Origin of the sequence: Microvirga rosea (genome assembly GCF_020595095.1) — a bacterium.
Classification (GTDB): domain Bacteria; phylum Pseudomonadota; class Alphaproteobacteria; order Rhizobiales; family Beijerinckiaceae; genus Microvirga; species Microvirga rosea.
The window spans coordinates 1-1016 of sequence record NZ_JAJDOP010000034.1 but is presented as its reverse complement, the minus strand read 5'-3'; the positions used below and the strand labels follow the sequence as shown (position 1 = coordinate 1016).

1 protein-coding gene is annotated in these 1016 nt (G+C 66.2%); it reads right to left on the bottom strand.

From position 1 onward, the window contains the following. A partial coding sequence (hemA, locus tag LJD17_RS23915; protein ID WP_227386757.1) for a 5-aminolevulinate synthase occupies positions 1-1016 on the bottom strand: 1016 nt, incomplete at both ends.

Sequence of the window (1016 nt, the reverse complement as noted above, 5' to 3'; positions counted from 1 at the left end):
AGGCTCAAAGCGGTCCAGACTTCCACCAGGGCGCGGGCAAGCGCATCGATGTGCACGTCCGTATGGAACGGGCCGGGCGTGATCCGCAGGCGTTCGGTGCCCCGCGGGACCGTCGGATAGTTGATCGGCTGGATATAGATGCCGTGCTTGTCCAGGAGCCGGTCGGAGGCTGCCTTGCAGGCTTCCGCATCGCCGACCATGACCGGGACGATGTGGGTCACCGTGTCGAGAAGGGGCAGACCCGCCCCGGACAGAACGGATTTCGTGCGCGCGACCTGGCGCTGGTGCTTTTGCCTTTCCGTCGTGGAGGCCTTCAGATGGCGGACCGAGGCCGTGGCCGCCGCGGCGACGGCCGGGGGGAGGGCGGTGGTGAAGATGAAGCCCGGTGCGAAGCTTCTGACGGCGTCGATGACGGCCCGGGTTGCGGCGATATAGCCGCCCATGACGCCGAACGCCTTGCCGAGGGTGCCCTCGATCACGTCGATTCGGTGCATGGCGCCCTCGCGCTCGGCGATGCCCCCGCCGCGGGGACCGTACATCCCGACCGCGTGGACTTCATCCAGATAGGTCATCGCGCCGTAGCGCTCGGCCAGGTCGCAGATCGCATGGATCGGCGAAATGTCCCCATCCATGGAATAAACGCTCTCGAAGGCGATCAGCTTCGGGCGGTCGCCGGCGGCCTTGAGCAGCTCTTCGAGGTGCTCGAGGTCGTTATGGCGAAAAATCGCCTTCTCGCAGCCGGACTGGCGCACGCCCTCGATCATCGAGTTGTGGTTGAGGGCGTCCGAGAGGATCAGGCAATTCGGAATCAGCTTGGCAAGGGTCGCGATGCCGGTCTGGTTCGACACGTAGCCCGAGGTGAAGACGAGAGCCGCCTCCTTGCCATGGAGGTCCGCCAGCTCCGCTTCCAGCCCCACGATCGCATGGGAATTGCCGGAAATGTTGCGCGTGCCGCCGGCGCCGGTGCCGATCCGCCAGGCGGTTTCCACCATGGCGCGGGTGACGTCGCGGTTCTG